The organism is Actinomyces bowdenii (genome assembly GCF_017592395.1).
GTDB classification, from domain to species: domain Bacteria; phylum Actinomycetota; class Actinomycetes; order Actinomycetales; family Actinomycetaceae; genus Actinomyces; species Actinomyces bowdenii.
Genome location: NZ_JAGFOU010000028.1, coordinates 22,118 through 47,626, shown reverse-complemented (window position 1 = coordinate 47,626; position 25,509 = coordinate 22,118). Strand labels below are relative to the sequence as shown.

Genomic DNA, 25,509 nt, shown 5'->3' with positions numbered 1-25,509 from the left:
GGGCAGGCAAACCAAAAACAAAACAGACCCAACAACAACCCCACAACAAAAAAGCCGCAGAACCATCATCAAGCCCACATGGCATAAAAAACATGACACACTATCGAGATCTCAAACAACACACCCACCGGACTCCTCGGGAATAATCCCTCAGCCCTCCGAAGGCGACCGGACTAGCATAAGCAGGTCTCAGCCCTGGAATCAAATCAGAATCTCGTGATCCCGATCTCCCGGTCTCGTCCCGCACTCCCGATCGATACCCAGCGGCACTGGATCATCTCGGTCAAGGAGTCCTGTCCGAACTGCTGGAAACCTCGTCGGCCCCCGGCAGCGGAGAGAACTTTAACCTCAAGCCGGGCCCAAGTGTCAAACTGATTCTGAGTGACCTGCAGCACGGGCATCAGAACCGCCCTCCTACGCCCCCTGCCTCCCGCCCGATCCAGTCACCCCGATCCGGTCATCGAGGATGCTCCGGGCGCGTGCCGCCCGGTCGGTGGCGCGCGCCCGGAGCGGGCAGGCCGCGCGGCGAGCGGGGACGCCGCGCGGCCTGCCCGCGGGATCCGCCCGAGCACGAGGGCCCTTCTGGCCGAGCGCCGCGGCGGTCCGCAGGGCCTCGGAGCCGCAGCCGCCTCCGGGGCCTGTGATGGGCGCTCCGCTCAGTGACCGGTGGCGGCGTCGTCGCCCGGAGCCGCTGACGGGCCCGCCGTCACCGGCTCCGCGGCGCCACCACCGGATGCCCGGGCACCCGCTGCGCGGGCCGTGCGGTACAGCGCCCACACCACCGCGATGAACAGGGCGGTTCCCAGCCAGGTCGCGATGCCGGCGAAGCTCTCGGGCACCAGTGCCAGCGGCTCCTCCTCACCGGTGCCGGCAACGATCCCGGCGAAGACGACCCCGAAGAGGCTCTCCCCCACGATGAGGCCGGTAGCCATGAGCGTGCCCAGGCGCTTGACCCTCTCGGGGTTGGCGGAGCGCTCGGCCCAGCGATCGTGGATGAGGCCCAGGAGCGCGCCGACGGGGATGATGAGCGTCACGGCCGCCGGCAGGTACATGCCCATGCCCACGGCCAGCGGGGGGAGGGCCTTGTTCGGCGTCGTGCGCCGCAGGGCCTCGTCGATGACGATGACCACCGCGCCGATCGCGGCGCCCAGCCCCAGCAGGCCCCAGTTGATGGAACCGCCGAACACCCCGGAGACCAGGGAGGAGATGAGGGAGGCCTGGGGTGCTGCGAGGGCCTTGTCCCCCGCGCCGGGAGCCCCGGCGAAGCCGAAGGCGGCCTGCATGAGGTCGAGCACCGGCGGGATGACCGCCGCGCCGAAGAGCACGCCGATGACCAGGGCGACCTGCTGCCTCCAGGGCGTGGCGCCCACCAGCTGGCCGGTCTTGAGATCCTGGAGGTTGTCGTTGGAGATGGTGGCCACCCCGAAGACGATGGCGGTGGTGAACAGCGTGTAGGCGATGAGCGCATCGGTCTGGTCGCCGTCGGCCGCGCCCGCCACCGCGCGGATGAGCAGGGCGGCGGTGATCGCGGCCAGGATGCCCACGCCGGAGATCGGGGAGTTCGAGGCACCGATGAGACCGGCCATGTAGCCGCAGACCGAGGCCACGGCCAGGCCGGTGAGGAAGACGTACAGGACCGCCACGACGACCAGGCCCCAGGCGCTGCCCGTCAGCATGGTGTCCTTGACGAAGAGCCACAGCAGGACCCCGATGGGGAGCATGGCGGCCACGGTGGTGCCCGCCACCACCTTGATGGACAGGTCCTGCTCGGTCAGGGGCACCTCCTCGCCGCTGGCGCGCCGGGCGCTGGAGGCCAGGGATTCGCGGATGCCGCCCACAATGGGGCCGAGGATCTTCAGGAAGGTCCAGATGGCGGCCACGGCGATCGCACCGGCGCCGATGAAGCGCACATCCTGGGCGAAGACGGTGCTGGCCAGCTCGGCCAGGCCCTCCTTGCCCTCCACGCCGGCCGCCTGCCCGCTGGTGCGCAGGGGCAGGAGGATGCCGTAGGAGATCACCAGGCCCACGATCATGGCGATGCCCACCCCGATGCCCACCAGGTGGCCCACGCCGATGAGCGCCAGGGACAGGGAGGTGCCGATCGCCGTCGCCCCGCTGCCGACGCGGAAGACGGCGCTCAGGCTGGTCCCGATCGCCTTGAGAGCGGTCAGCAGCGAGATCCCGGCGGAGGCCAGGGCGCCCCACAGGATGATCCTCAGCCCCTGCTGGGACTCCTGGGTTCCCTCGTGGGTGTCGCCCGCGCGCAGCACCTCGGCTCCGGCCACGCCCTCGGGGTAGGGCAGGTCGGAGTGGGTGACCAGGGCGCGTCGCAGGGGGATGGAGTACATGACGCCGAGGGTGCCGCCCAGCCCGATGATGAAGACCGTGGTCCAGTAGGGGAATCCGGTCCACCAGCCGATGATCACCAGCCCCGGCAGGACGAAGATGATCGCCGACAGGGTGCCGGCCGCCGAGGCGATCGTCTGGACGATGTTGTTCTCCTGGATCGTGTGATCCGCGAAGTGGCGCAGGATGGCCATGGAGATGACGGCCGCCGGGATGGAGGTGGCGAAGGTCAGCCCCACCTTGAGCCCCAGGTAGACGTTGGCGGCGGTGAAGACCAGGGTGATGACACCGCCGATGACGATGCCGCGCAGGGTCAGCTCCTTGACGGCGGCGCCGGTGGACGGCGCCCGGCCCGAGCCGGTGGAGGGTGATGAGGACATCAGACTTACTTTCACATTGAGTCAGATTGATGGGTCATCGGCAGACTAGCACCGCGCCGGCGCGCCCCGTCCACCGCCCCCTCACCCGCGGCTTCACCCCTTCGGACGCGGAATCGCCCTTCCAGACGCGGATTCACCTCTCCGGAAGGGGTGATTCCGCGTCTGGAAGGGCAGAAGTGCGGAGGTCCTCCTGCGTCGAACCGCCCTGGGCGCTACAGCGCGATCGCCTGTCGCGCCGCCTCCAGCCCGGGCGCCGGATCCCGGCCCAGCAGGCCGGCGAGGTCGCCATGATGGTGGGCCAGGGCGGATCCCAGGTGCTCGCCCTCGCCGACGAGGCTGGTGCAGACGCTGCACCGCCTGGAGCGCGATGGGCTGGTGCGGCGCACGGTCTACCCGGCGGTCCCCGCCCAGGTGGACCACCGGCTCACTGCGATGGGCGCCGGCCTCACGCACCTGGTCAAAGCGCTGGCCGACTGGTCGGCGGCCAACCGGGAGTCGATCGCCGAGGCCCGAGCCGCGTTCCCCATCCCCTCACTCCCCAGGGCACGCCATGGGCATGCGCGGGCCGCCCACGACGCCCCTGAGCGCGCCTTGGAGGAGATGCTGCCCTCACCGGGCAGCGGCCCGAGGGCACCCCGCGACCCCCGTGCGAGTGGGCATCGGCGAGGGCCAGGTCCGTGAGGTCGAAGGCCGCGTCCGCGACCCCCGTGCGAGTGGGCATCGGTCACGACGACCCGGGCGGAGAGTCAGGAGCGCCCGGCGCATGGCGAGGCGCTGATGCGCAGATGGGCGTCACTTCGCGACAAAGGCGTCACTGCGCGGAAGAAGCGACACGAAGGTGCGTCCATTCCGCGAAGTGACGCCCGAGTCGCGAAACGACGCCGTTCCTGGAGGCCCCGCGTCCTCCCGCCCACAGGGCTCACGCCTCCTGCCGCGCAAGGCCGTGCCTTCTCAAGGAACAGTGGCCGCCACCTGATGGTGACGGCCACTCGGGAGTGGAGCTAGGGGGATTCGAACCCCCGACCTTCTCATTGCGAACGAGACGCGCTACCAACTGCGCCATAGCCCCAAGTGCTGCCCCATGCTAGCACCGGCCACCGATGAGGAGGCAAATCGGGGATGGTGACGCCGCCCACCGCCGTCAGCCACCGCCCGGCGCCGCGCTTCCCCCGCTGGAGCGAGGACCGCGCCGGCACCACCGCCGCCGGGCGCCCGGAGTCTTACTCGCCGGCGGCGCGGCGGCGCTCCAGGATGGCGTCCAGGTCGATGGGGTGGAAGTCCTGCTCGGTGAAGTCGGGGGCCGTGAAGGTCCGCACCGCCTGAGGGCGGGCGGGCACCGGCGCCGAGGCGCCCTCGTCCACCACGGGGTCGGCGAAGACCCGCTTGGGAGCGCGGGCCGCCAGGGTGTAGGTGGGGGCGGGCACCTTGATCGGACGCCACCCCTGGGGCGGGGTCGCCGTGGCCGGCTCCTTGACCACACTCTTGTCCGGGAAGGCCGCCAGGGCCTCCTTCTTGATGCTCCTGCGCGCGGCCCCACCGCCGGCACCCGCACCACTGGCGGAGCGGCCCGCCTCCTCGGCGGCGCGCTCGCTCGGGCGGGCCCCATCCGAGTGCTGGGCCGCTGCCCCCTCCGTGCGCGTCCTGGCCGCGGCGCGCGCGGCCACCGATTCCGCGGACTCAGCTGACAGGCTCCAACGGCCCTCGCCGGAGGCGGCCGAGGAGGCCTGCCGCGCCGAGCCCTCCGCGGAGGACTCCTCATGACGGCGCCCGGCCGCCGATGCGGAGGAGGCGGCGAGGCGGGACGCCGCGGAGCCCGAGGCGGTGGAGTGCCGGGGCGCCGAGCGCTCGATGGCCGGAGCGCCCTCGCCCGCCTCGTCCTGCTGGCCGTCGGGCACGATCTGGGACCAGGCGGGGCTGACGGCCTCGAAGGAGCCGACGGCGCTGCGGAACTCGCTGTCCCCGCCGCCCGCCGACCCGGGGCTGACCGCCGACTCCGCGGGCTCCACCGGCTGGGGGCCCCTCGCGCTGCCGGCGCGGGCAGCGGCCTCGGCCCGCTCACGCCGCGCCTCGTCGCCGCGACGGCGCCGGTGCTCCTCGCGCTCGGCCTCGTGCCGTTCGACCTCCCGCTGCTCAGCCGCCTGAGCCCGGCCCTCCCGGCGAGCGGGGCGCGCCACCTCCTGCGCGACCGCCTCAGCGGCCTGGGCGGCCTCGGCGCGCGCTGAGGCCCGGGCCCGCTCCCTCTCGGCATTCTCCGCCCGCAGCTCCTGGAGGATCTCCGGCAGGCTGGCGCGCACCGAGGAGACCGCGGCGGAATCGGCACCGGCCGCCGGTTCCGCGCTGGAGGCGCTCTCGGCGGCGCGGGCGCTCTCGCGCGGCGCGCCGTCGGCCCGCGAGGAGGCCACCACGGGCACGGCCGGACGGCGGCCGGTCAGCCCCATGAGCTCGCGCTCCAGCTCGGCGATCCGGCGCCGCTCGCGCTTGTCGGCGGCCGCGGAGGCCATGGCGGCGCGGCGGCCGGCGGTCATGGACGCGCCCAGCAGCACCGTGGGCACGAGCGCCGGCCACCAGGGCAGGGCCGTGAGCAGGCCGAGCACCCATGCGCCCAGGGCGACGCCCAGCAGGACGGAGGCCACGACGGCACGGTGGGAGGCCGCCACCCGGCGGCGCTCCCGGGCCTGGTCATGCGTCTTGCGGACATGGATGAGCTCGCGCTCAACGCGCACGGCGCGCACGTTCCTGACTGCGGGCCTGTTCATCGCCCTCACCTTTGGTCGACGTCGGAAGAGCTCCGCATGCCCACTGCTCTCACAGGTGCCATCGCGCTCGGGCGCGGCCACTCCAGTGGCCAGGACGCGGAGCTCGGCGGAGTAGCGGTCCTGGACATTGGCGCGTCCCGTCATCTCACGACGCCGCACCAGGAAGGGCAGGAGGTACACGGCGAGAATCACGATGAGGGCCGTGAACGCCCAGACCTCGATTCCCACAGACCAACCGTAGGCGCGGCGATCCGCCCCTCAGCGAACTGACACTCCGTGTCGGCTGCGAAATGCCTGGGATTATCGGCGGAATCACGCCGTTTCGAGCCACACTGGCAACGCTTCTCCCTCAAGCCCCAGGTGTCACATCCGTTTCAGCGCGGCCGGCGGATCAGCCCCTCCACGAAGGTCCCACCGCGCGACCGCTCCTCAGCCACCACCGCGAAGGACACATGATCGGCCCAGGCCCCATTGATATGCATGTAGTGGTGGCGCACCCCCTCCTGGCGCAGTCCCAGGCTGCGGCACAGCCTCAGGCTGCGCTCGTTCTCCGGGCGCACATTGATCTCCACGCGGTGCAGCCCCACGCCCGGGCCCAGGAGATGGTCGAGGATCATGGCCACGGCCAGGCGCATGACCCCGCGGCCCTCATGATCGGCCCCCACCCAGTAGCCCACCTGGGCGCTACGCAGCGAGCCCCACTGGATGGGATCCACGCACACCTGCCCGGCGAGCACGCCGTCGACCTCCAGGGCCAGGATCATCGCCTCGCCGCGGCGCGCCCGGCGGTCCTGAGTGCGCACATAGCTGCGGAAGCCGGCGAGTCCCTCCTCCCCTCCGGGCGGGATGGTCGCCTCCCAGGGCCGCAGGCGGGCGTCGTCGGCCAGCCGCAGCGCGCTCCAGCGGGGCTCGTCCCCGACCCGCAGCGGGCGCAGGACCACCGCGCCGGCCCCGCGGGCCAGCCCCCATCGGCCGGCCTCCACGCCCAGGCGCACCGGCCAGGCGAAGCGCATGGGCGTCCCGGCCCTGCGGAGCCGGCCCAGCACCCCGCCGCCCGCGCCCACCGCCACCCCAGGCACAGCCGGGCCTCAGGCGTCCAGGACGAGGCAGTGCAGGGAGTCGCCGGCGACGACCGTGTGCGTCTCCTCCGGCACGACGGCGAGGCCATTGGCCCGGGCCAGGCCGTGCAGGCTGCTCCTGCCGGGCTGGGCGGTCGGCTCGGCCGTGTAGCCCCGCGAGGGGGAGCCGCTGAGCCGGACCGGCACGAACTCGCGCCTGCCCGCCGGGGAGTGCCATCCGGTGGAGATCCGGGCGGGCAGGGAGGAGCGGTGCAGGCTGTCGCGGCCGGCGATCTGGCGCAGCACCGGGCGCACGAAGGTCTCGAAGGCGATCTGGGCGCTCACGGGATCACCGGGGAGGCAGAAGATCGGGGTGCCGTCGATGAGGCCCAGGCCCAGCTGGCGCCCCGGGCTCATGGCCACGGTGTCGAAGCGCACCCCTCCCAGGGGGGCGAGCACCTCCTTGACCGTGTCGCCCTGCCCCGCCGACAGGCCGCCGGTGGTCAGGAGCATGTCGGCCCGCACGAGCTGGTCCTCGATGGTCTCGGCCAGGGCCCGCAGCTCATCGGGCACTGCGGCCACCCGGAAGGCCCGGCCGCCCGCATCGGTGACGGCCGAGGCCAGGGCGTGCCCGTTGGCGTCGAAGACGTCCCCCGCCTCCCTGCCCTGCCCGGGCTCGACCAGCTCGTCCCCGATCGAGATGACGACGACCCGCGGCGCCGGGTGGACCCGCACTCGGTGCAGCCCCAGTCCCGCCAGCAGTGCGATCTGGCGGGCGGAGACACGGGAGCCCCGGGCCAGGACCGTCGTGCCGGCCCGCACGTCCTCCCCGCGGCGGCGCACGTGGTCGCCCGGGCCGACGGCGCGGCTGAGCGCCACCCGGGACTCGCCCCGGTCGGAGTCCTGCCAGGGCACGACGGCGTCGGCCCCCAGAGGCAGGGGGGCGCCGGAGTCGATGAGGATGGCCGCGCCGGGGACCAGCCGCATGGGGCGCATATCGCCGGCGCGGACGGCATCGATGACCTCCAGCACGACCGGGGCGCCCGGGGAGGCCTCCGTGACCTGGGCCGAGCTGACCGCGTAGCCGTCCAGGCCGGCCAGGTCGACGGCGGGCAGGTCGATGGGGGCCACCACGTCCTGGGCGAGCACGCAGCCCACGGCGTCCAGGAGGACCACATCCAGCGGGGGCGCCGCCTGGGCGATCTCAAGGCATGCGGCCAGATGCTCGGCGACGGTTCTCATGGGGCCAGGCTACCGCCAGGGCGGCGCGGCCAGGCGAGCCCCGCCGGGGCGGGAGCCGCCGTGGAGCCGCGACCCGCCGCGCCCGGCAGCGCCTCCGGCAGCGGACCGCCCGCAGGAGCGGCACCGACTCACGATCCCACTGCCGCGGCGGACCTGGGAGACTAGGACCATGACCGACGGCGCCCGCACCCTTCCCGATACCAGCCGGCTGTCAGCCGATGATGCCAAGGAGACGCTGCGCCCCCTCCTGCGCGCCCACCGCCGGTCCCACCATCCCCATCCCGAGCGCGGCCACTCCCGGATCTGCGAGGAGCTGACCGAGCACGCCCTCCAGGCGGTGGACGGCTCACGGTCGGTGGCCGCCTTCGTGTCCACCGGCGCCGAGCCCTGCACGCGCCTCCTGCTCGAGCGCCTCCACGAGCGGGGGGTGCGGGTGCTGCTGCCCGCCCTGGGGCCCCAGCTGGCCCGCTGCTGGTCGCAGTTCCAGGGGGACGAGGACCTGTGCACGCGCGCCCCGGGACGCCCGCCCGAGCCCAGTGGCGAGCCCCTGCCCGCCCGGGCAGTGGCCCAGGCCGATGCCCTCATCGTCCCCGCCCTGGCGGTGGACCGGGGCGGCCGGCGCCTGGGGCAGGGCGGCGGCTGGTACGACCGCATGCTGCCGCTGCGCCGCGACGGCGTGCTGACCTTCGCCCTGCTCCACCCCGATGAGCTGGTCGAGGGGCCCCTGCCCACCGAGGAGCACGACGAGAGGGTCGATGCCGTCATCACCGCCCAGGAGTGGTTCCTCCTGGAGGGATCGCGCTTCGCCGCCGGAGCCTGAGCCCGCGCCGGCGCTCCCGGTGGCGCCACGGCCCCGCGGTCCCACGGCCCCGCGGTCCCGCACCATCATGCGCCGCTCCGCGCTCCACAGGGCGGTGATGCGCAGTCGCCCTCCACAGGGCCGCGGCCCCGCCCGGGCGGCCCGGACCGCGGCGGCGCAGTCTGGGCGCATGACTCCTCTGCGCCGCCTCCGCCGTCCGGGCCCTCCCGGATCCGCATCCCCGGCCCCGGGCCTGTCGACCGCGCCCGCTCCGCCGTCCCGCTCCCCCGCCCCCGGCCGCACCGCCCGGCGAGCGGCCTGCCGGATGCCCCGCCCCTCCCTCCTGCTGTGGCGCTACCGCCATGTCGTGGTGGCCCTGTGCCTGGGCGGCGCGGTCCTCCTGGCGCTCGGCGTGCTGCGCCCGGCCGCGCAGCCGGGTCAGGAGGTCCTGGTCGTGGCCCGCGCCCTCGACGCCGGCCATGTCCTCACCCGGGAGGATGTGGAGCGCCGCAGCCTGCCGCTAGAGGCGCTGCCCTCCGCGGGACTGGCCGGGGAGGAGGTCATCGGCCTGCGCAGCGCCATCGCCCTGGAGCCGGGGACGGTCCTGACCACGTCCATGACCAGCGCCGCCCTCACCAGGGACCTGGACGACCAGGAGCGGGTGGTCCAGGTGCCCGTCGAGGTGGGCGCCCAGCTCGCCCAGCCCGGGGCCCGGGTGGACGTCGTCGGCCGGGCCCCCGCACCCGGGGAGTCCGGGGCCCTGGTCCCCGTGGAGGCCGATGGGGAGGCCGGGACCGGCGCGGAGCAGGCGGCGGGCAGCAGTGGGGCCAAGGCGGGGGAGGGGCCCGGTGCATCACCGCCCACCGGGGCTCCAGGAGCATTCGGTCAGCCCGCGCATCGCGTCCTCAGCAGCGGCGCCCGCGTCATTTCCGTTCAGTCCATCGGGGAGGCCGACCAGTGGACCTCAGGGAGAAAGGTCACACTTGTGACTCTTGCCGTGCCCGCGAGTGACGCTACTCTGGTAGTTGGTGCGGCCACGAATGGTGAGCTCGGTATCGTACTGAGCCCGTGAAGCCGCCGCGGCCGCTCGCACTGAGCGCGTCAGTTCCGTTCCCCCCGATGGCGCATGACAGGGCAGACTCATGCCTGCGCCGCTACGAAAGGATCGCCATGATCAAGGGCTTCAAGGAGTTCATCTCCCAGGGCAATGCTCTGGAGCTCGCCGTCGCCGTCATCATCGGTGCCGCTTTCAAGCCGATCGTCGACGCAATCACCAAGGTCATCCTGGACATCATCGGCCAGGTCATCGGCTCCCCGAACTTCGACTCGGTGGGCCAGTTCAAGATCTTCGCCTCCTCCGAGGAATACATCCAGCCCGGCACCATCATCACCGCCGTGGTCAACTTCTTCCTCGTGGCCATCGCCGTGTACTTCTGCATCGTCATGCCGATGAACAAGCTCAAGGAGCGCCAGAAGAAGGCTGTGGAGGCCGGCCCCGACGCCCCCACCGACGTCGAGCTGCTCGCCGAGATCCGCGACCTGCTCGCCTCCAAGAACTGACAGCGCGCCGGGCCCCGGCCCAGCGCGAGACACCGAGGCCCTCGTGGCGGCACCCCGTGCCCGCCCCGAGGGCCTCGCCCATGCCCTCTCCCGGGGCCCCTGGCCCAGGGCACGGCTACTGCCAGTGGGGAGGCACCTCGGCCAGCAGGCGCGCATCATTGGCCCCCGCCCCGTGCTCCGATCCGCGCTGCGCGGTGCTCAGGGCATCGTTGTCATAGTCGGCCCGCGCCAGGTCCTCGGGCTCCAGCCCCTGCTCGACCCGCTGGCGGTCGCGGCCCGAGAGGGCCACCACGCGCCGGCGCCGGCGCGCAGCACCAGTGGCCCGCGGATCCCGGCGCGCACCGCTGCCGGGGCTCATCGGGCCCGCCGCACGGCGTTGGCCAGCACGGCGTCGATACCGGCGCCGCGGCGCCGCAGCGCCAGGGTGGCGCGAAGCTCCTCGACCTCCTGGGCCTCCTCACGCACCAGGCCATCGGAGCGGATCCAGGCCACGAGCTCATCGAGCTGGTCATCGGAGTAGGCCTGCAGGGGCAGCCCCTGGGCGATCGGGGGGCGCTGCGCGCGCGGGACCGCCTCAGCAGCAGCGGGGGCACCCGCCTCATCGTCGTCCCCGCCGCCCTCGGCAGGGGCGTCCCCCGGCATCCCGGGCCCTTCCGACGGCGGGGCCGCGGGCGCCAGGCGGTCGGCATCCTCCAAGCGCTCGGGCAGCGCCTCGACGCCCTCATCGGCCCTCCCCTCCTGGCGCGCGATGAGCTCCTCGATGACGAGATCCTCCACCGCGGCCGCCTCGGCCTCGGGATCCACGAAGACCCCCACGGAGAAGGCCATGTGGACGCGCCAGCCGCGCCGCTCCAGGCGCTCCACGCGGTGGCGGTCGCGCCGCCGCAGGCTGGGCTCGGCCACGTAGTCGGCGTCGTCGGTCAGCACCGCGACCAGCAGCTCATCGGGGAAGTCGGGGTGGCCGATGGCCAGGGGGATGCGCTCCCCGCCCTCGACGCCGTAGCGGGGCACCACCGACAGGCCCTTGCGCCACAGCCGCTCGGCCAGATCCACCAGGAGGCGGTCGGGCATCCTGCCGGCCGAGGCGGCCGCCTCCGAGGAGTGCTCGGCGCGGGCCAGCACCTCGCGCAGCAGCCGGGCCCCGGGGGCGTGCAGGCGCTCGGGGTCGATGTCGGCGGCGGCCAGGCAGGAGATCACCTCGGTACGGCCCCGGGAGGCGCACAGGGCCTCGACCAGCCCCACCATGCCCGCATGGTCCGCCACGGAGGCGAAGCTGTGAATGGTGCGCCCGTGCGGGGTCTTGGCGTAGCCGACGGTCAGGATGATGTGGTCGCGGTTGAGGGAGCGGGCCTGGGACAGGTCCACCACCATGAAGGGCTCGGAGGCGCTGGGGGAGAAGAACTCCTCCAGGGCGGCCGAGCCCGCGGCGGCCTGGGTGATCGCCGAGCGCACCGCGTCGGCGTGCCGGGCGTTGAGGGCGATGACCCCCAGGGACTCCTCGGGATGGGTCAGCGCCCGGTCGATGACCAGGTCCACCACCCGATCGACCTCCTCCGAGACCGTCTCGACGGCGGTCTGGCCGGGGGCGGGCATGCCCCGCCCATCGACGACCTCCAGGCTGAGCCGGCCCACCCCGGGAGGGGCCGGGACGGCCTCGACCACGCCCTCATAGCCGTGCTGGGACAGGAAGGCGGCGATGCCGGCGTCCAGGGCGTTGCGGGAGGTCGGCAGGGTCACCGTGGGCAGCAGCGGCCCGAGCTCGGCGGCCAGGCCGCTCTGGCCGCGGCGCGGGTCGCCCACCACCAGGACCTGCTCGGCGCGCACGAGGGCGGGCAGCACCTGGGCCACGGGCATGTGCGCACTGGCATCCAGCACCGCCAGGTCCACCAGTGCCAGGGGGTCGAAGACCTGGGGCACCAGGGTGGGCGGGACGATCCACACCGGCTTGGCCACCAGGGCCATGGGGTGGGCGGCGATGATGTCCCGCAGCGGCACCCCATCGCCCCGGGCCAGGGCGATGTACAGGGCGCGGGCGTCCTCCTTGTCCTGGTCCACCGCCAGGCGCACGCGGCGCGCGTAGGCCTGCGCCACCGGCCCGGGCAGGGACTGGGACTGGGCGGCGTCCAGCTCGCGCAGGGCCGCGGCCAGGCGGGTCAGGGCGCGCGCATCCAGTCCGCCCATCGCCGGGTTGTCGCGCATGGTCCGGGCCAGCACCGAGGACCACCAGCAGTAGGTGAGCTCGTCGTCGATCCGCTCCTCGGGCACGTCGCGGGCGGCCATGTCGGCCACGAAGTCCCCCAGGCCCAGCTCGTCGAGCTCGGTGCGCAGGCGGTTGACCTCGGGCAGCTTCTGGGCGGTGAGGTCATCACTGGCCAGGCTGCGCAGGCGCTCCATCACCTCATCCATCGGCTGGTCCGCCAGGGGCTCCTCCCGGCCGCTGCGGCTGAGGAGCGGCTGGATGGCCTCGATGGCGCTGCGGGCCCGCGCAGCGGTGCGCGCCATCTCGTCAAGGCCCTGGGGCAGGCGGGGCCAGCCGCCCTCGGGATCGTGCCGGCGCCAGACCTCACGGCAGTGCTGGACCGCCACGAGCTCCTCGTGCAGGTCCTCGACCACCCGCCCCGGGCGCACCAGGTCCTTGGCCTGACGGGTGAAGCGACGGCGGCTGGAGCCGTCCATGTACACCCCGCGGGCCTCGCGCCACCGCTTGGAGGCCGTGGCCACGACCATGTCGGCGGCCGAGCGCTCGAAGACCTCGGGCAGGAAGACGTCGAGGGACTCGCGCACGCCGTCGAGCATCTCCAGCTGCTCCAGCCACTGGGACACGGTGGTGGCCCGGGTCAGGCCCGTGGAGGCGTGGGTGGCCTCCACCTGCTCGATCATCGCCGGCAGCAGGTCGTGGCCCAGGGCGCGCATATGCCCCAGGGCGTCGGTGGCCTCGTCCATATCGGTGACCGCGATCCCGTTCCACGCGCTGGAGGCCACCTCGGGGGTGAAGATCCCCAGGGCGTGGCCGCGGTGGAGCAGCCCCCTGGCCCGGTCCAGTCCCGCCTCATCCAGCCGCTCCAGCCGCCCCGGGGCCACCCGGGCCTTGGTCGTGGCGTGCGAGCGGCGACTGGTGAGGTCGGCCAGGGTCTGGAGGGCCTCGTAGGCCGACACGCCCCACGGCTCGCGCCTCTCATGCAGGGCTGAGACGTACCTGCCCAGGTGGGAGCGCACCTGCTCCAGGCGCTCGCGCATCTCCACGATGCCCACGACGTCGAGCTCGGGGGGCTGGGCCCCCATGGCCTCCCGGATGGCCTCCGAGGCGTGCTGGCGCCAGGCCGCATCCTCGGTCAGGTCCAGGACCAGGGAGCCCAGGCCCGCCTCGCGCAGCGCCGCGGCCACCGCGTGCCCGTCGGCACTCGTGGCCGGCACGTGCAGCACGGTGCGCCCCGAGGCGGCGGCGTCGGCGAAGATGGCGGCCAGCGTCGCGGCGACGTCGGAGCCGGGCGGCGCGTCGATGAGCAGGCTCGCCCCCGTGCCCACGGCCTCGATGGCCGCCAGCTGGGCGGGGTCCAGATCCCCGATGCCCCGCTCGGCCTCCGTGGGCCGGTCGAAGGGGTCGGCCGCGGGCAGGGCGACATCCAGGGCGGTGCGGGCGCCCTCATCACCGGCCAGGGCCGCCACGAGGGCTGAGGTGCGGCAGCGCTCGATGACGGCGTCGAAGTCCTCGACGAGGGCCTGGCCGGGGTGGACGAAGGCTCCCACGACGAGCCGCTCGTGGATCTCGAAGCCGGGGAGGTACTGGCGGCCCAGGGCTCCGATGCGGGCCAGGGCGGCGCGGGGGGTGAAGCCCTCCGCGGACAGGGAGGCCCGGGCGATGCCCTCGACATCGCTGCGGCACTGGTACTGGCGCAGGGCGCGGGTCAGGACGGGGTTGACCTCGATGGTGGGGTCCAGGGTGAGGGTGGCGTCGGCCGTGGCACTGGCCAGCCGCACGGGCCGCAGCAGCACCGGGGCGTTGACGGTGCGCACCCGCGGGCCGGAGTCCTCGGGCATGTGGAAGCCGGCGGCGGCCATGGCCGCCTGCGCAGCGTGCTCGGCGGCGATGCGCTCGACGTCGGGGATCTGGGCCGTGGGGGCGGTGTCCGGGCTGGAGTCGGTCTCGGGGCCCTCCCCCGAGGCGCTCCCGTGCTCCTCGTCCGCGACCGTCTCATTCCAGCTCGCCACCCCGATCGCCAGGTAGACGGGGGCCACCCCGAAGCGCCGGGCGAGCATCTCCGTGCGCGCGGCCACCTCCCGCAGGGACTGGCGGGCCACCCCCAGGGCGCCGCGCTCGCGCACCAGGCTGGACAGCTGGGTGGAGCGGCCGGCGTAGAGCTGGGCCAATCCGGAGGGGTGGGCGGCGGTGAGGTCGACGACGCCCTCGAGGACGGTGATGTCGTCCAGGCTGGCCACGCCCCCGAGGTCCACCAGCTCGCCGCGCCACACCTCCAGGGCGGCGTCGATGCGCTCGCGGCGGGCCTCATCCCGCTCGGTGATGGGGGGCTCGGGGGCGGGCCTGGGCGGCTCCGGCGCAGGGGCCGGCCGGGGCTCGCGCGCCAGGGGCGCCCCGAGGGGCTCGGATGAGGGTGCCGGTGGGCGCGGGGCCGCGGCTGCGCCTCCGTGCTCATTCGTCGCGGTGGCGGCACGGCGCCGCTTGCGGCCGAAGGAGAACAGTGAAGGCGTCATAGCGCACAAGATAACGGGCATGGCGCTCCATGCCGGTAGGACGCGGCGGAGCGGAGGCACTTCTCCTGCGTCTCACAGCCAAGGGGCAGGAGAGCCCCGGGTCCTCGTGGCGGGGCGCCCACTGGATGAGCGCTCCCGCAGGGGATCCACCCGGCCCGGTGGGGACCGCGGGCACCACCGGGCCGGGATCGGCGCCCTCGATTGGATTCGAACCAACGACACCCGCTTTAGGAGAGCGGTGCTCTATCCCCTGAGCTACGAGGGCCTGCGGCAAGCCTACCAGTGCTCCGGGGCAGGGCCGTGCACGGGGGCGGCACGTTGCGGAGGCGGTCGGCACACTGCGCCCCGGGCAGCCCGGCGGTGGGCGGGGCTGCCCGCGAGGCGCACGGCCCGCATCGCGGGTCCCGATCCCCTAGGCGCGGCCCCAGGGGGTGGAGGTCCGCGAGATGGTGTCCTTCTTGGAGCGCGAGGGCACCACCATGACGGGGCAGGAGGCGTGCGAGAGCACGGCCTGGCTCGTGGAGCCCAGGAGCAGGCCGGAGAAGCCCCCGCGACCGCGGGAGCCCACCACGATGAGGTCCACGGCGGTGGAGAACTCGGCCATGAGCTCGGCGGGGTTGCCGTCCAGGGCGTGGCGGCGCACCTCGATCTCCGAGTGGCCCTCCAGGGCCTCGGCCACGGCGTGGTCCAGGCCGGAGCGGACGTCGGCCAGCACCTGATCGCGGTCCACAGCAGCCGGCAGCCAGGCCAGGGCTCCCGCGCCGGAGGCCATGGGGACGGCCGCCACGGCGGTCAGCTCCGCCTCCCAGGCCTCAGCCTCCCGCACCGCCCACTGCAGGGCCTTGCGGGCCGAGGAGGAGCCGTCCACGCCGACGACGATGCGCCGCACCGGGGTGTACTCGGCCCCCTGGGTGCGGTCGGGCACCACCACCGTGGGGCAGTGGCTGTGGGCGGGCAGGGCTGAGGAGACGGTCCCCAGGAGGCGGTCGGTGAACCCGCCCCCGCCCCGGGTGCCCACGACGGAGATGGTGGCCTCATCGGAGAGGTCGACCAGCACGCCCGCGGGGTCTCCGGTCTCCAGCGAGCTGGTGACGGTGACCCCGGAGTCCTGCGCCCGGGCCACGGCCTCATCGACCACGGCCTGAGCCCCGGCCCGGATGGCGGCGTCGTCGAGGGCCGCATAGCCGCCGTCGAGGGAGGCCGCGGTGAAGGAGGGCAGGGAATAGGCGCACAGCACATGGACCCGCCAGCCCTGACGGGCGGCCCGGGCCACGGCCCAGTCCATGGCGGCCAGGGACTCGGGGGACCCATCCACGCCAACGAGGACGACATTGTCTTCAGTCATGGGATCTGCACCTTTCCTAGGGGCTCGGGCTGTCACCTGGGACTATTCTGCCCCCAAACGCCTGTGGTGACCACCACATGAGCGGGTGGCCCCTTCCCCCTCAGTGAAACCCCACCGCCCTGATGATGCGATATCCGCGCAGGTCAGGCCCGAGGCTCCCACGCAGCCTCACGGTCGCAGCACCCGGCCGGGCACTGGTGGGGGCGAGCGCCGGCCAGCATGCGCGGGCACGCGAGAAGGGGCGGGCACTCATGTGCCCACCCCTTCTCAGCGAGTGCTGTGCGGAACTCAGCCCACGCGGACGTAGCTGGGAGAGCCCCAGATGGCGCGGTAGACCACACCGGTGGACTCGTTGCCGGCGTCGACCACCATGCCGTCACCGGCGTAGATGCCGACGTGGCCGGGCCACACGACCAGGTCACCGGGCTGGGCCTCCGCGGCGGAGACGTGGTAGCCGGCACCGGCCTGGGCGCTGGAGGTGCGGGGCAGGTTGATGCCGACCTGGGCGTACACGTAGGAGGTGAAGCCGGAGCAGTCGAAGGCGGTCGGGCCGCTGGCGCCCCAGACGTAGGGGGAGCCCACGTACTGCATGGCGATGGCCACCACCGAGGAGTTGGCGGCGGAGGCCGGGGCGGCCGGAGCCGGAGCGGCCTCCTGGACCGGGGCGGCCGGGGCCTGGGCGGGGGTGGCCTCGGTCTCGGTCTCGGCCTGGATGTCGGCCTCGGCAGTGGCCTGGGCGGGAGCGGCCTCGGCGACCGGGGCGGCCTCCTCCTGGACCGGGGCGGCCTCGACGACGGGGGCGACGGCCTGGACCTCGGGAGCCGCCTCAACGATCCACTGGGCGTCCTGGTCGACGGCCACCGCGGCGTTGGTGGTGACGGCCTCGCGGGCGTCGGCGGCGAGCGCACCCACACCGGAGGCCTCGAGGGAGCCGGCGGAGGCGCCGACCTCAGTGGCGGCCCCGGCGGCAGCAGCGCTGGCGCCGGAGGCGATCATGGTCAGTGCGAGACCGGAGGATGCGGCAACGGCGAAACCGCGGCGCGCGGTGGGAGCCAGGTCGTCCAGCGGTGTGAGGGCGCGGGTTGCCTTGCGGTGACGTGCGGTGGTGCGTGTGGACATGAATGCTTTCTCCTGGATGAGCCGACGAGGTGAGCTGTCGGGTTCGGACTGGAGACGCCCGGCCCGCGGATGCGGGCTTCACCCCAAGGCCACTCGAGCGGGTGCGCGGGTGGCCGAGATTGGTTCCCCCGTTCCTGCCACTTGTCTGGTTTCACTGGCCCCGGATCGAGCGGCAGGACTAAGCCCCAATCCGGAACGCTGCCAGAGAGGATGTCCCCGGCAACGCCGAGAACGCTACAGGACGTTCCACCGCGGCGTCACGATCAGATGACACACATCGCTGTGAGGAGTGACACCCTCCTGGAGGAGGAGATCTTGTCCTGGTTTCTCCAGGGGACTTTCGTTCGCTCGGGCCTTGACAGACCGGCCGATCACGCCCCACCGGGCCCCTCCCGCCCGGGCGCGGCGGCACCGCGCGCAGTGCCGAGCGCACCGCCGATCGCCGCAGGGGCGCAGCGCACGAGGGGGCACGACGGCGCCCGGGCAGGGGGCTCGTCCCTGCCCGGGCGCCATCCCGTCCCGCCTCTGGCGCGGCCCCGGCGAAGGGGCTAGGAGAGGCCGGTGAGGAGCACCGGGCCGTCAGCGGCCGAGGAACAGGTGCCTGGCCGCGGCCTCGCCCAGGACCACCGGCTCCCCGGGGGCCGCGACCACCCGGACGCCTCCCGTGCAGGTGCGCAGCTCGACCTCGGCCCCGGCGCGGATCCCCGCCTCCTCCACGACGGCGATGAGGCCGGCGTCGGCCTGGATCGGCTCGCCCACCCGGCGGACCACCGCGCGCACCGGGGCCTGCCCGGCCAGGCGCTCCGCGCTGATCTCGTCCCCTGAGGGCGCGGGGTGCTCCGCTCCCCCGGCGGGGATGCGGTTGCCGAAGGGGTCGGTGGCCACATCCTCGAGGATCGCCGCCAGGCGCTCCTCGACCTGCTCGCTCATCACGTGCTCCCAGCGGCAGGCCTCCTCGTGGACCAGCCTGCGGTCCATCCCGATGACGTCGAGCAGCAGCCTTTCAGCAAGGCGGTGCTTGCGGATCACCTCGGTGGCCCGCTGGCGGCCGGCATCGGTCAGCTTCAGGGAGCGGTCCTCGGCCACCTTGATGAGGCCGTCGCGCTCCATGCGGGCCACCGTCTGGGACACGGTGGGACCGGAGTGGTCGAGGCGCTCGACGATGCGGGCACGCAGCGGGGGAACGCCGTCCTCCTCAAGCTCGTAGACGGTCTTGAGGTACATCTCGGTGGTGTCGATGAGCTCGCTCATGGGGTGGGTCTCCTGCCTGGCCGACATCGGGTTCCGCACGGCGCGCGAGGCGGGGCTCCGGGGCGCCTCGCGGCCGGCCGTGCGACTGCTCACAGGATACGTGCCCGGGGTCGCCCCCGGCGCTGGCGCCCGGGGCGCGCTCGCCTCAGGGGCCCGCGTCCTCCGAGCGCTCCCTGGGCCCGCGCGTGGACAGGTAGGGCCGGGTGGAGGAGTAGTGCACGGAGACCTCCCAGCGCCGCCGGGCCCACAGGCCCGCCCCCAGGGCCATGAGCAGGGCGGCCAGGCCGCCGGCGGCGATGCTCACCCGGGGCCCCCAGGTGTCCGAGATCCAGCCCATGAGCGGGGCGCCGACGGGCGTGGAGCCCAGGAAGCACATCATGTAGATGCTCAGCACCCGCCCGCGCATGGCGGGGTCCGTGGTCATCTGGATGGTCTGGTTGGCACTGGTCAGCAGGGTCAGGACGCACAGTCCCACCGGCACCGTCATGAGGGTGAAGCCGGTGTAGGTGGGCATGAGGGCCAGGGCCAGGGTGCTGACCCCCAGGCCCAGGGAGGCCAGGATGACGGTGCGCACCCGGGGGCTGCGCCGTCGGGCCGCCCACAGCGCCCCGCTGAGTGAGCCGACGGCGAAGACCGAGGAGACCCACCCGTAGGCATCCGACTCCAGGTCGAAGGCGCTGCGGACCATGGCCGCCATGGTGACCTGGAAGTTGAGGGTGATCATGGAGATGACGGCGATGACCACGATGATGAGGACGATGTCGCTGCGGTGGCGGATGTAGGCCAGGCCCTCGCGCAGCTGCCCGGCCGTCCGCGGGGCGCGGGGGACGGCGACCAGGTCGGCCGCCCGCATGCGGGCCAGGGCCAGGGCGGGCAGCAGGAAGGTGGCGGCATTGAAGGCGAAGACCCAGCCCGAGCCGGCCCAGGCGATGACGGCCCCCGCCAGGGCCGGCCCCAGCAGCCGGGCGGCGTTGAAGGAGGCCGAGTTCAGGCCCACGGCGTTGGCCAGGTGATCCGGGGGCACCATGCGGGCCACGAAGATCTGACGGGCAGGGGCGTCGTAAGCGGCGGCCGCACCGGTGAGCAGGGCCGCGAGGTAGACGTGCCACAGCTGCACGTGGCCCAGGAGGACGTCGAGGGCCAGGAGGGCCGAGACCGCTCCCATGGCGCTCTGGGTCCGGATGAGGAAGGTGCGCTGGTCCACCCGGTCGGCCACGAGGCCCGCATGGGCCGACAGCAGCAGCATGGGCAGGAACTGCAGGGCCGTGGTCAGGCCCGTGGCACTGGCCGAGTCGTCGGTCAGGACCCGCAGCACCAGCCAGTCCTGGGCCACGCGCTGCATCCAGGTACCGGTGTTGGCCACCAGGGCCGCGAAGAACCAGATCCGGTAGTTGTGGAAGCGCAGGGAGGCGAAGGTGCTGCTCACGGGGGTGGTCCTAGGCGATCCCCAGGATGTCCTTGATGGGGGCCAGGGTGAAGTAGACGACGAACAGCCCCGCCGTCAGCCACATGAGCGGGTGGACGCCGCGGGCCCTTCCGCGCGCGACCTGGACCACCACGTGGGCGACGAAGCCGGCGCCGATGCCGTTGGTGATGGAGTAGGAGAAGGGCATCATGATGATGGTCATGAAGGCCGGGATGGCCAGCTCCGGCGCCTTCCAGTCGATCTCGGTGACCTGCATCATCATGAGGAAGCCGACGATGACCAGGGCGGGCGTGGCCGCCTCGTAGGGCACCATGGAGACCACCGGGGCCAGGAAGACCGAGAGCAGGAAGAGAGCGCCGGTGACCACGTTGGCCAGGCCGGTGCGCGCCCCCTCGCCCACGCCCGCGGCGGACTCCACGTAGGAGGTGTTGGAGGACACCCCGCCCAGGCCGCCGGCGATGGCCCCCAGGGAGTCCACCACGAGGATCTCGCGGGTCCGGGGCGGGTTGCCCTGCTCATCGAGCAGGTCCCCCTCGGCGCCGATGGCCACCATGGTGCCCATGGTGTCGAAGAAATCGGCGAGCATGAGGGAGAAGACCAGCAGGATCACCGAGACCGTCCCCATCTTCTCCCAGGAGCCCAGCAGGGAGAAGTGGCCCAGGCTCGACAGGTCCGGCATGGCGGCCGGGCTGCCGTCCAGCCCGGGCACGCTCAGGGCCCAGCCGGTGGGATTGAGCTCGCCGAGCCCGGGGTCGTCGTTGTAGGCGCCCAGGTGGAGGAACGACTCGATGACGACGGCCAGCACCGTGGCCGAGATGATGCCGATGAGGATCGCGCCGCGCACCTTGCGGATGTAGAGCACGATGGTCAGGAACAGTCCCAGGAGGAAGACGAGCACCGGCCACCCCTGGAGGGAGCCGCCCAGCCCCAGCTCCAGGGGCGTTCCCCCGGGGCGCACGACCTTGGAGTCCACCAGGCCGATGAGGGCGATGAACAGGCCGATGCCCACGCTGATGGCGGTGCGCAGGTGGGGCGGCACCGCCCGGAAGACCGCCTCGCGGAAGCCGGTGAGCACCAGGATGAGGATGAGGATGCCCTCGATGACGATGAGGCCCATGGCATCGGCGAAGGTCACGTCATTGGTGCCCACGATCGTGTAGGCCACCATGGCGTTGATGCCCAGCCCGGCGGCCATCGCCAGCGGGTAGTTGGCGATGACGCCCATGAGGATCGTCATGAGGCCGGCGATGAGCGCGGTGCCCGCGGCGATCGTGGCCTTGGCGCCATCGAGGTCGCCGGCACCATCGCCGGCCAGGGCGTCGGCCAGGATGAGGGGGTTGAGGACGAGGATGTAGCTCATCGTGAAGAAGGTCACGACGCCGCCGCGGACTTCGCGCCCGATCGTCGAGCCGCGCTCGGTGATGCGGAAGAAGCGGTCCAGCGGTGAGCTGCCCGTCGGGGTGGGAGCAGGGGAGGTCTGTGTACTCACATACCCGGATTCTTCCCGCCTCGGGGCGCCCGGGCAACCGCCGGGTGCGGCGGGCGCCGGGACGGGAGGCCGGCTCGTGGCCGCCAGGGTTACCGACGGCACTGGCGCTGCCGCCTACCGCTGGGGCAGGCTGGCCTCCAGGTCTGCCAGGGTCATCGGCCCCGCGCCGGTGGTGCCGCCCGCTGGTCGCGGGGCGCCGGCCAGATCGGCAACCGCCTCGCGGGCGGAGGCCGCGCGCTGCTCTGGCGCCTCGGCCGGCGCCGGACCGGGATCCTGGACCGACCGGGGCTCGGCGGCGGGCTGCCCGTCCTCGTGCGGCTGCGCCGCCGTCGCCAGTCGCAGGAGGGGCTCGATGCGCGCGCCGCCAGCACCATCGGCCGCCCCCTCCCCAGGCGCCTCAGCCGCGGTCGGCTCAGCCGCAGGCCCCTCCGCGCCCGCGCCAGCGGCGTCCGCCGGGCCCTCCGGGTCCGCCGGGCCCTCCGGGGCGGGGTCGTCGGACGATGCCTCGTGGGCCTCATGGGCCTCGGGAGCCTCAGGGGCCGGCGCGACGTCGTCGGCCCGCCCGGACCGCCCCTCCTGCGGGGAGGCGCCCCGAGGCGGACGGGGCTCCCCGGTGCTGATGGCCTCCACCCGGTGGTCATCGACCCGCGAGGGGGTGATGGGCCACTGGGGGCCCTGATCGGGGACGTCGGTCTCCGAGTGGGCGCCGCAGCCGTGGTCCAGGGAGACCACGGAGCCGTCGTCGGCGGCCCACTCATTGGCGCATACCCCGAAGACCGCCCGCATGGCCCCCGCCATGGGCAGGAAGAAGCCGCAGGTCGAGCAGGTGGCGTGGGCCGCGCGCACGCCCTCGGCCTGAGGGCCGTGGTCACCGGCGTACCAGCGCTGGGCCGCGCGGCTGACCCCCTCGGCGCTGAGCACCCGGGCCCGGCCCAGGTCCAGCTCGTCGAGGGCCACGGCGTCGGCGTCCTGGCCGGTGGCCTCCCAGCCGGGCTCCAGTCGCTCGTCGTGCTCGCGCCGGGGAAGGCGGTCGGAGCGGCCCAGGTCTCCCGGCTCCAGGCGCTCGGCCCAGGGCACCCAGGCGGGGGCGAGCAGTGCCTCGTCCCCGGGGAGCAGGCCCATCTCGCACACGGTGGCGGTGCGGCCGCGAGGCGGGCGGCTCAGTGTCACCGCCCAGTGCCAGCCCCGGTACCCGGGCATGGTGCAGGCGAAGAGGTGGGTGACCAGGCGCGGCTCGTCCAGCGTGGCGGCCAGGTGCTCGCCCACGCCATCGGCCGGCACCTCCTCCAGCGCGGCCCGGGCCAGCTCCACGGCGGCCGGGGAGGTCAGGGTCTTGTCCTTGGCCGCCAGGGCCAGGCTCTGGGCTGACGGGAGGGCCCCCAGGCGCGGGACCGGTTGCGTCGCTGTGTCACTCACGCCCCCAGTGTAGGGGTCGGCCCCACGGCCCCCGCCCACCGGCCGGCGCCCCGGGCCGCTCCTCCGGCCCCCCACCGTCAGGCCGGGGCCTGCCCGGCTGCCCCAGCGGGGTCCTGCGTGACGGAGATGATGCGGTGGACCGCCACCGTCAGCTCCGTCTCGCGCGCCACATCGCGCAGGCGCACGCGGCCCGGCTCGATGGCCAGCACGCGCACCCGGCGCTCCTGGGCGGCGCCGTCGGGGCCCGCCAGGCGCAGCACCAGCGGCTCGCGAGCGGCCTGGGCCTGGCGCAGGACGGCCAGGACGTGGGCCGGGTCTAAGACCTGCTCGGCGGCGCCGGGGCCCCGCAGCGCCTCCCCCTGGCGCATGCGCGCCACCAGGGCGCCCAGGGCCCTGGCCGAGGGGGCCTGGGGGCGGTGGGCGCGCAGACCGGCGTAGTCCTGGCCGGGCCGGGCCGGGGCGGGGGCGCCGCGCCCCGAGGGGGGCCGGGCCAGGCGCAGCAGTGCCCCCTGGGCGTCCTCCATGGCCGGGGCCAGTCCCGCCCGGCGCAGCTCGCGCACCACCTGCCGGGGCGAGGCGGAGGAGACCAGGACGCCGGGGGCGAGGAGCGACAGGCCCAGGGATCTCAGGGCCGGCTCGGCCAGGAGCCCCGCGGCCACGGCCTCGTCCTGCACCCGCAGGACACTGGCGGCGGCCCGCACCCGCACGGCGCCATGCCTGCGGGAGGCGTCCCGCACCAGGGCGGTCAGGGCACTGGGCAGGGGCGAGGGGCTGAAGGCCGTCAGCTCCTCCAGGAGCTCCTCGGCCGTCCAGCCCGCGTCCAGGGCTCCGCGCACCGAGTCGGGGGTGAAGCGCACCCCCAGTGCGCCGCCGCGCGACTCCACCTCACTGGTGAGCGCCAGGAGCCGGGCCAGCGCCGGCTCGGGGCGCCCCGGCACGATCGCCGTGAGATCGGACTGCACGAGCAGCATGGCCACGGGGGCCGGCAGATCGGCCGCGAGCGCCTCCTCCAGCGCGGGGAGCAGCAGGTGGTCCGCTGGGGCGCCGGGCGCCTCCGGGGCCGCGGCACTGGCCGGCTCCGGCACCACGGCGAGCTCTCGGGCCAGGACCCGCCCAGCGGTCGACAGGACGCCCGCCCCCAGGATGCCCAGGGCCCCGGCCTCCTCCATGACGGCGCTGACGGCGCCGGGCGGCATGGTCCGGCGGGGCCGCTCATGGCTCAGGGCCGAGCGCACGAAGCCGGGGGTGGCGGCCCGTCCCGGGGGCAGGGAGCCCAGGAGCACCAGGAGCCGGCGCCGCAGGCGCCGGGCCCAGTCGGCCTCCAGGTCCGCGGCCAGCACCGGGCGCGGGGCGCCCCGGTCGTCCCGGGCACCCACGAGCCAGGGGGTGCGGGCGCTGCCCATCCAGGCGGCTGCCAGCGGCGCCCAGCGCTGCTCGACCCCCTGGGCGCGCCAGTCCTGGGCGAGCCGGGAGGGCTCCCAGTGCGCCCCCGCCTCGTCGAGGCCCAGGAGCCCGGCCGCGGCGGCGGTCTCGATGATGCGGGCGGCCTCGGCGGGCTCGCAGTGGAGGGCCTCGGCGGTGCGGTGCAGGGCCCGCACCCCCACGCCCCCGGTGCGCAGGATGGGGGCGGGCTCACGGTCCCACTCCTGGAGGAGCTCCTCGACCAGGCGGACCGCCTCCTCCGCGTGGAAGGCGGCCTCGGAGGCCGAGGTGGCGGCGTCGACCTGCTCCAGGGAGGCGGGGTCGGGGCGGGTCAGCGCCTCACGGGTGAGGCGCCCGCCGCGCAGGGCCAGGGCCACCTGCCGCGGCAGGAGCAGCCGGGTGCGGCCCTGGGCGTCCGCGCTGCGCTGGAGCCAGCCGCGCTCGATGAGGGGCCCGGCGGCGGGGGCGGCGCCCCCGGGCCGCAGGGTGCCCACCGGCGGCCCCCAGGTGAGGACCTCCAGCAGCTCCACCGAGGCCCGGGGCAGGCCCTGGGGGTCCGACTGCAGCTCTGCCAGGGCGGGGGGCGGGGGGTCGGGGTCCTGCGGGGCCGTGGGGCCCAGGCCGAAGGGGTGCGGCCCGAAGGCCTCGACCAGCCCCGGGACGGGCCTGGTGCCGATGACGAGGGCGAGGTCGGCCACGCGGCGGGCGGCTGCCGCGGCGTCGTCGACGGGCAGACCCAGGGCGGTGGCGATCGCCTGCACGTCCGGGCCCTCGCCGGCCTCCTCCTCAGCCTCCTCGCAGGCCACCAGGGCCTGCGCGACGGCCAGGGTGGGGGCGTCCATGGCGGCCAGGGCCCGCTCGACGCTGGGACGGGCCGCAGCCCGCAGGGCGAGCGCGCTCAGCGAGGCGGGGGGCGGGGTGGCCAGGTCGGGGCGGGCGCCGAGGAGCGCGGCAATGCCATGGTCCGGCAGTGCCGTCAGGTGCGCGGCGAGGTCGCGGGGGGAGACGGGGCTCATCGGCGCCAATCTACGCCGCGATCCGCCCCGCGCCCCCGTGAGCCTGCGCATCGTCGGCCCGGATCCGGCACCTGATCCCGGCCTTCCGCCGATACCCGGCCACCGGCCCCGCTGAGGACGCGCATGGGCGGGCGGCGGCCTCCCGGGCCCGCCACGGTCCGCAGCACTCCGGAA

General features: G+C 74.4%; 17 protein-coding genes, 2 tRNA genes and 1 riboswitch. Of the genes, 4 read left to right on the top strand and 15 right to left on the bottom strand.

Annotation, left to right across the window (positions count from 1 at the left end; all coding sequences use genetic code 11):
- Nucleotides 1–656 precede the first annotated feature (656 nt).
- On the bottom strand, nucleotides 657–2,726 hold the full coding sequence (locus tag J5X07_RS11250) for an OPT family oligopeptide transporter (RefSeq protein WP_208479862.1): 2,070 nt from the start codon (nucleotides 2,724–2,726) through the stop codon (nucleotides 657–659).
- 339 nt (nucleotides 2,727–3,065) lie between these two features.
- Here J5X07_RS11250 and J5X07_RS11245 point away from each other — a divergent pair, with 339 nt between their 5' ends.
- Entirely contained in the window at nucleotides 3,066–3,407 is a 342-nt protein-coding gene (locus J5X07_RS11245; protein WP_280527805.1) for a winged helix-turn-helix transcriptional regulator, read from the top strand.
- A 315-nt stretch (nucleotides 3,408–3,722) separates the two neighbouring features.
- Here the strand turns inward: J5X07_RS11245 and J5X07_RS11240 are convergent.
- The 4 genes from J5X07_RS11240 to J5X07_RS11225 form a co-directional block, all read right to left on the bottom strand.
- A tRNA-Ala gene (locus J5X07_RS11240) sits at nucleotides 3,723–3,795 on the bottom strand.
- Nucleotides 3,796–3,946: 151 nt separating this feature from the next.
- On the bottom strand, nucleotides 3,947–5,710 hold the full coding sequence (locus tag J5X07_RS11235) for a hypothetical protein (RefSeq protein ID WP_208479861.1): 1,764 nt from the start codon (nucleotides 5,708–5,710) through the stop codon (nucleotides 3,947–3,949).
- A 146-nt stretch (nucleotides 5,711–5,856) separates the two neighbouring features.
- Nucleotides 5,857–6,561, bottom strand: coding sequence for a GNAT family N-acetyltransferase (locus J5X07_RS11230; RefSeq protein WP_341769462.1), 705 nt, complete (start codon nucleotides 6,559–6,561; stop codon nucleotides 5,857–5,859).
- 9 nt (nucleotides 6,562–6,570) lie between these two features.
- On the bottom strand, nucleotides 6,571–7,782 hold the full coding sequence (locus tag J5X07_RS11225) for a molybdopterin molybdotransferase MoeA (protein ID WP_208479860.1): 1,212 nt from the start codon (nucleotides 7,780–7,782) through the stop codon (nucleotides 6,571–6,573).
- A 169-nt stretch (nucleotides 7,783–7,951) separates the two neighbouring features.
- On the opposite strand from J5X07_RS11225, the gene J5X07_RS11220 reads away from it, so the two are divergent.
- The 3 genes from J5X07_RS11220 (at nucleotide 7,952) to mscL (ending at nucleotide 10,141) form a co-directional block, all read left to right on the top strand.
- A complete protein-coding gene (locus tag J5X07_RS11220; RefSeq protein ID WP_124933886.1) occupies nucleotides 7,952–8,602 on the top strand; it encodes a 5-formyltetrahydrofolate cyclo-ligase in 651 nt (216 codons plus the stop codon).
- Nucleotides 8,603–8,906: 304 nt separating this feature from the next.
- Nucleotides 8,907–9,653 (top strand): SAF domain-containing protein, encoded by a 747-nt coding sequence (locus J5X07_RS11215; protein ID WP_243896775.1) that lies wholly within the window; start codon nucleotides 8,907–8,909, stop codon nucleotides 9,651–9,653.
- Nucleotides 9,654–9,751: 98 nt separating this feature from the next.
- On the top strand, nucleotides 9,752–10,141 hold the full coding sequence (mscL, locus tag J5X07_RS11210; RefSeq protein ID WP_124933885.1) for a large conductance mechanosensitive channel protein MscL: 390 nt from the start codon (nucleotides 9,752–9,754) through the stop codon (nucleotides 10,139–10,141).
- Nucleotides 10,142–10,256: 115 nt separating this feature from the next.
- On the opposite strand, the gene J5X07_RS11205 is transcribed toward mscL, so the two are convergent.
- From J5X07_RS11205 to J5X07_RS13315, 10 genes are all read right to left on the bottom strand, one after another.
- Nucleotides 10,257–10,499, bottom strand: a complete 243-nt coding sequence (locus tag J5X07_RS11205) for a hypothetical protein (RefSeq protein ID WP_208479859.1) — start codon at nucleotides 10,497–10,499, stop codon at nucleotides 10,257–10,259.
- The gene (locus J5X07_RS11200; protein ID WP_208479858.1) at nucleotides 10,496–14,851 is read right to left on the bottom strand and encodes a DNA helicase; all 4,356 of its coding nucleotides are present in this window, start codon (nucleotides 14,849–14,851) and stop codon (nucleotides 10,496–10,498) included. The genes J5X07_RS11205 and J5X07_RS11200 overlap by 4 nt, the downstream gene beginning before the upstream one ends.
- Nucleotides 14,852–15,043: 192 nt before the next feature.
- A tRNA-Arg gene (locus J5X07_RS11195) sits at nucleotides 15,044–15,116 on the bottom strand.
- Between the two features lie 147 nt (nucleotides 15,117–15,263).
- Complete coding sequence (locus J5X07_RS11190; protein WP_124933882.1) at nucleotides 15,264–16,196, bottom strand: universal stress protein; 933 nt, start codon at nucleotides 16,194–16,196, stop codon at nucleotides 15,264–15,266.
- A gap of 288 nt (nucleotides 16,197–16,484) precedes the next feature.
- Nucleotides 16,485–17,315 carry a C40 family peptidase gene (locus J5X07_RS11185; RefSeq protein ID WP_124933881.1) on the bottom strand — a complete coding sequence of 277 codons (831 nt, stop codon included), beginning with the start codon at nucleotides 17,313–17,315 and terminating at the stop codon, nucleotides 16,485–16,487.
- 4 nt (nucleotides 17,316–17,319) lie between these two features.
- A riboswitch (cyclic di-AMP (ydaO/yuaA leader) is annotated at nucleotides 17,320–17,485 on the bottom strand.
- A gap of 409 nt (nucleotides 17,486–17,894) precedes the next feature.
- Nucleotides 17,895–18,566, bottom strand: coding sequence for a metal-dependent transcriptional regulator (locus J5X07_RS11180; RefSeq protein ID WP_124933880.1), 672 nt, complete (start codon nucleotides 18,564–18,566; stop codon nucleotides 17,895–17,897).
- Nucleotides 18,567–18,711: 145 nt separating this feature from the next.
- Nucleotides 18,712–19,992: an MFS transporter gene (locus J5X07_RS11175; protein ID WP_124933879.1), complete on the bottom strand. Its 1,281-nt coding sequence runs from the start codon at nucleotides 19,990–19,992 to the stop codon at nucleotides 18,712–18,714.
- 10 nt (nucleotides 19,993–20,002) lie between these two features.
- Nucleotides 20,003–21,481: an NCS2 family permease gene (locus tag J5X07_RS11170; protein WP_208479857.1), complete on the bottom strand. Its 1,479-nt coding sequence runs from the start codon at nucleotides 21,479–21,481 to the stop codon at nucleotides 20,003–20,005.
- Nucleotides 21,482–21,595: 114 nt separating this feature from the next.
- Nucleotides 21,596–22,897, bottom strand: coding sequence for a DUF3027 domain-containing protein (locus tag J5X07_RS11165; protein ID WP_208479856.1), 1,302 nt, complete (start codon nucleotides 22,895–22,897; stop codon nucleotides 21,596–21,598).
- 77 nt (nucleotides 22,898–22,974) lie between these two features.
- The gene (locus J5X07_RS13315) at nucleotides 22,975–25,335 is read right to left on the bottom strand and encodes a helicase-associated domain-containing protein (protein ID WP_208479855.1); all 2,361 of its coding nucleotides are present in this window, start codon (nucleotides 25,333–25,335) and stop codon (nucleotides 22,975–22,977) included.
- Nucleotides 25,336–25,509 lie beyond the last annotated feature (174 nt).